4 protein-coding genes are annotated in these 4,433 nt (G+C 42.7%); 1 reads left to right on the top strand and 3 read right to left on the bottom strand.

Features of this window, described 5'->3' with window-relative positions; all coding sequences use genetic code 11:
- Positions 1 to 31: 31 nt before the first annotated feature.
- Positions 32 to 952, bottom strand: a complete 921-nt coding sequence (locus tag A3735_RS12785; RefSeq protein WP_068509456.1) for a Tim44 domain-containing protein — start codon at positions 950 to 952, stop codon at positions 32 to 34.
- 321 nt (positions 953 to 1,273) lie between these two features.
- On the opposite strand from A3735_RS12785, the gene A3735_RS12780 reads away from it, so the two are divergent.
- Positions 1,274 to 1,573, top strand: coding sequence for a PilZ domain-containing protein (locus A3735_RS12780; protein WP_068509454.1), 300 nt, complete (start codon positions 1,274 to 1,276; stop codon positions 1,571 to 1,573).
- Positions 1,574 to 1,812: 239 nt separating this feature from the next.
- Here the strand turns inward: A3735_RS12780 and A3735_RS12775 are convergent, their stop codons facing one another.
- Positions 1,813 to 3,843, bottom strand: a complete 2,031-nt coding sequence (locus tag A3735_RS12775) for a methyl-accepting chemotaxis protein (RefSeq protein WP_068509451.1) — start codon at positions 3,841 to 3,843, stop codon at positions 1,813 to 1,815.
- 315 nt (positions 3,844 to 4,158) lie between these two features.
- Entirely contained in the window at positions 4,159 to 4,371 is a 213-nt protein-coding gene (locus A3735_RS32570; RefSeq protein ID WP_068509449.1) for a LysR substrate-binding domain-containing protein, read from the bottom strand.
- Positions 4,372 to 4,433 lie beyond the last annotated feature (62 nt).

The raw sequence follows: 4,433 nt of genomic DNA, 5'->3' as shown, positions 1-4,433 counted from the left end.
TTATGGTCAGGAAGTTGTTAGAAACTATAGCTTAGTTTTCGATTCCTACGATTAACCAAGGCGCATTGTTATCGCGGGTGTCTCTGGTTAAGTGCCAAAGATCTGTAATATCCTCTTCAACTCCTTCGGTTTCATCACTATAGCGCCCACTAAACTGAATGCTTAGCTCTGCCAAGCCTGCTGATTGGTCAGCTCTGACGATCTGGGCATCAATAAACAGCACATTCGTGTGCTGTTCACCTTCAAGCGCTGCACGTTCTTCTTTTAAATGGGAAAACAACTCTGAGCTAACGTACTCCTCAATTTTACTTAGATCATTCTCATTCCAGGCTAGCTGGATGGTACGGTAATGCTCACGAGCGCCGGCCAAAAAATTGTTGATATCAAAGTCTGCAGGCAGGTTATAAGGTACATCATTATACGAACCAAACCCTGAAGTTTGCTCTTCATTAAAGGTAGCATCGTTGTTCTGGTTAGCTGTTGGCTGATTGCCGGAAGATGACTGAGGAAACTGACCCGCCAAGAACTTGCTTGGTTGGGCGTCTGTTTGGCTCTCTTGTCTGAATTGATTTGTAGAATAAGCTGGTTGAGGCTCCATGGAGGCTGCTTTAGCTTGCATCATACCTTTAAATAAGCGAATCAGAATAAAGGCCACCAAAGCGAGCAGAATTATATCCATGATTTGAATGCCTTCAAATGCTCCACCCATTAAAGCTGCAATTAAGCCACCAGCGAGAAGGCCACCCATTAAACCTTTCGCCATACCGCCCTTGGCCGGCGCTTTCTGTTTTGCAGCTCCTGAATTATTTGGCGCAGCTTTTTTAGCAGGAGAAGGCTTGGTTTGAAATAGCTTTCCAAACGACTTTCCGCCGCCGAACTTTTTGGCATCGACGTGCGTGGCGTTTAAAGCTAGTGCAAACAGCACAGGTAGCATGAGCCAGAATTTTTTCATGTGTGATAATACTCTTTTAGGATGGTGATACGTTTCAGGCTAAGTATCCTAATGTCATTACCAGTAATGTCAATGAGAAGAGAAATAAAGGGGGAGAGGCACTTTACTCAGACGCCAATTCCCACTCGGATGATCATTGCCGTTTTTTTGACCAATTATTAGTGCCTTGCTTTATTCAAATTCTAGAAGTGTGCCGCAAGGTGTTGATGGTAAGAAGTATCTGTTTTTACGGTACGACCTTTGATTAATATTTAGTGTTGGTTCAAGAGTCTGACTTTTAGGCCTTGAGCAGTCCTGCATCCAGTTGTTGAGGAATTATCTATGATCAATGTTAGAAATTATGATGAGAAACGTGACCATATCCGTATGAAGCTAGACACGCCTATCCAGGTAAAACTGGATACTGGAAACTATATTGAGGGCACTTGCCTCGATCTTAGTGTAAATGGCATGCAAGTTGAACTTGATAGGGCGATTAACGCAGGTGAATGTATTGAGGCCTGTATCCGCTCAGAGATGGGAATAGTGCCCGACTTGGTTAGCAAGGCGACGGTTGTACGAACAACCCAGATCGAATCGGGTCGATATCTACACGGCGTACAAATACAAAGCATGCAGTAGTCAAAAAGCGACGGAGGGATCTAATTTTAACCAATGTAAGCGGTTTGGTTTATAGTCCCTCTGAAATTTATGAGATCTACTTGTCTCGACTTAGGTGAGTAGTAAACCTAATCTCTGCTGTGTCTTTGCGTTTCCTATATAGACCTAGTTAATCGATTCGTATACATAGAACGATTAAAAAAATATGATACAGCAGTGACTATCAGTTTCCTTTTTATTGAGCAATTGAATAAGCTTGCTCAGACCTTAAAGCGGTTAACTAAGTCGGACAAATCCTGATTTAGTTGGTTTGCTTGTTGGCAGCTTGCAGAAGTTTGTTCCATGCCCTCGCTGGTCGTGGTGGCGACTTCAACAACCGTTTGAACATTCTTCTCCATTTCTTCACACACGCATGACTGTTCTTCTGAAGCGCTTGCTACTAGTTGGTTAATCTCATTTATAACTGAAATCGAAGAAGCAATTTGGTTAAGTGATCGTTGTACTTGTTCACTTTGACGAACGGTACTTTGACTTTGTTCATTACTTCGTGTCATGACTTCGACGGCTCTCTGTGATCCACTTTTGAGTCGATCAATCATTTCTTGTATTTCTTCTGTGCTTTGTTGAGTGCGTCCTGCCAAGCCTCTAACTTCATCAGCAACAACAGCAAATCCTCTACCGTGCTCACCTGCTCGCGCAGCTTCGATTGCGGCATTGAGAGCAAGGAGGTTTGTTTGTTCCGCGATTCCAACGATCACGTTGAGGACGTTTACAATTTGATTGACCTCATCTTCAAGTGTTGAGATGACGCCTGTGGCATCCTCAATTTCAGCTGATAAACTGCCGATAGTCGAGATTGCTTCGGTGACAATTTGTTCGGCTTCTTCACTGACAATTTTCGCTTCGGTCGCACTTCTCGCCGCATTTTCGGTATTTTGAGCAATTTCTCGACCACTTGAGGACATCTGATTGATGGCTGTAGCGATTAGGTCTGTTTGACGTCTTTGTTCGTCTACACTCTCATTTGTTCGTTGAGCAACGTTGTCCATTTCCGTGATCTCTGCCGACATTGTTACAGAACGACTAGATACCTGGCTAATAATGTTATGGATGTTATCAAGGAAGCTGTCAAAGTGATTTCCTAGGGTGCCGAGTTCATCCTTTGACTCCATGTTGAGACGCAGTGTGAGGTCTCCTTCTCCTTGTGCTATGTCTTCAATTCGCGTGCTAATTTCGTTTAAGGGGCTGAGGATTGAGCGCAGTAGAAGTAAAGAGAAGATAATCACAACCACGACGCCGCCAATTGCAGTCATCGTCATAACGCTTAGTGTCGCCTGTTGAATTTGATTAATGACATCGACTTCATTTTCAACTACTCGATCTCCGCTTTCTTCAAATTTACCCAACTGCACCAGGAGTTGGTCAGCAATTGTGATGTATTTGATATGAGTTGTTTGATATGCGTGAGTTGCTGCAAACAGCTTTTTTGTTAGTTCTTCATGTTTGTCTAAGTGTTTTGTGTAGGCCTCTTCATAACTAAGGTTTTGCCATTTGCTTCCTGCATTTAATTTGAATGCACCAGTACTGAACATTTCCTTTGCTGCTTCTTTTTGGAATGCGAGCGCTTCGTTCAGATTGTATTGTGCGGCACTATGCTCTTCGCTCTTTGCGATAAAACGAGCCATATGGTAGAGACCAGAGAGTAAGCCGATACTAGACTCCATTGCGCCATCGGCAGCCAACCACATATTATCTAGGCCAGTATCCCATGTGACTAATTGAGAGGGGGACTTTTCTAGTTGTTCGACCGTTGAATCTCCGATTGCTTCTATTTCGCTACTTAGTTTGACGAATTTTTCTGCATTTTCATCATATTGATATTTTAAGAAGGCAAAGTCTTTATACTCTTTTAGCACTTCTTCGAGCAGCTTTTTATACTGACTTTTGTTTAAGGAAAAATTTTCGATTTGAGTGGCGTCCATGAGCCCTGCATCGCGGAGCTGATCTATCGCTTCATCGGTGCTTTGTTGGGCTTCCTTGATTGACTCTAGCCCTTTATCGTAATGATAACCTTGAAAGATTTTCTCTACTGCAAGCATTTGAGCTTCCAGACCAATTTCTGCCTCCATCGCTCCATCAGCGCTGTCCCATGCTGGACCCACGATAAATGATAGGTTATCTGATAGCTTACTAATACCATTAAAACCGATCAGTCCAACCAAAAGGATAACGAGTGTGGATAGGGCAAATCCAGATATTACTTTTAGACGTATTGTTGCATCGCGAAACATATTGAAGGCCGTTTGATTGAAGGAATGGCTTGTTCTTTTTGTATTCAGTATAGACAGGGTTAGAGATGTGGCAATGAAAGGTATTTTGGCAGCGATATCTCATGGTGACTGTTGATAAGTGAATGAGGTCAAACTCGGCTGATTTGCTCATCTTGCTGTTTTGAGTAGTTTGGAATTCGAAGCTTTTTTCTCGAACCGGTATTCGACATTGCGGCGTCAACCTTTTAATCGAATCTGGCCAAGCTGACACTCACCTTGAGTATTAAGACGCATCGACAAATTGATCTAACATAAAATCTATAAAAACGCGTAACTTTAAAGGCATAAACTCAGTTGAGGGGAACAGTAAAAAAACTTCATGGGGGTATTCTTTTGTCCTGAGAACAGTTCGACGAGTCTCCCGGCTTTAATGTCCTCTTCGATAAGATAACTGGGGAGCATAGAGATTCCCATACCTGCCTTGACCGCCTGATAAACCGATAATACGTCATTTACGACGAGCTTCTTCTGCGTGTCATTAACGTGCATTTCTGGGAGAAGTTGCAGATAACGCAATAGTATCTTTCATTATAGGTTATATATAAACCAAT

This window comes from Oleiphilus sp. HI0061 (assembly GCF_001635675.1).
The sequence above is the reverse complement of the archived record's forward strand: the minus strand, read 5'-3'. Positions and strand labels throughout refer to the sequence as shown.

Bases quoted from the DNA above. Each gene is read 5' to 3' on its own strand.
- A3735_RS12785 (WP_068509456.1), bottom strand. From the start codon at position 952: ATGAAAAAATTCTGGCTCATGCTACCTGTGCTGTTTGCACTAGCTTTA.
- A3735_RS12780 (WP_068509454.1), top strand. From the start codon at position 1,274: ATGATCAATGTTAGAAATTATGATGAGAAACGTGACCATATCCGTATG.
- A3735_RS12775 (WP_068509451.1), bottom strand. From the start codon at position 3,843: ATGTTTCGCGATGCAACAATACGTCTAAAAGTAATATCTGGATTTGCC.
- A3735_RS32570 (WP_068509449.1), bottom strand. From the start codon at position 4,371: ATGCACGTTAATGACACGCAGAAGAAGCTCGTCGTAAATGACGTATTA.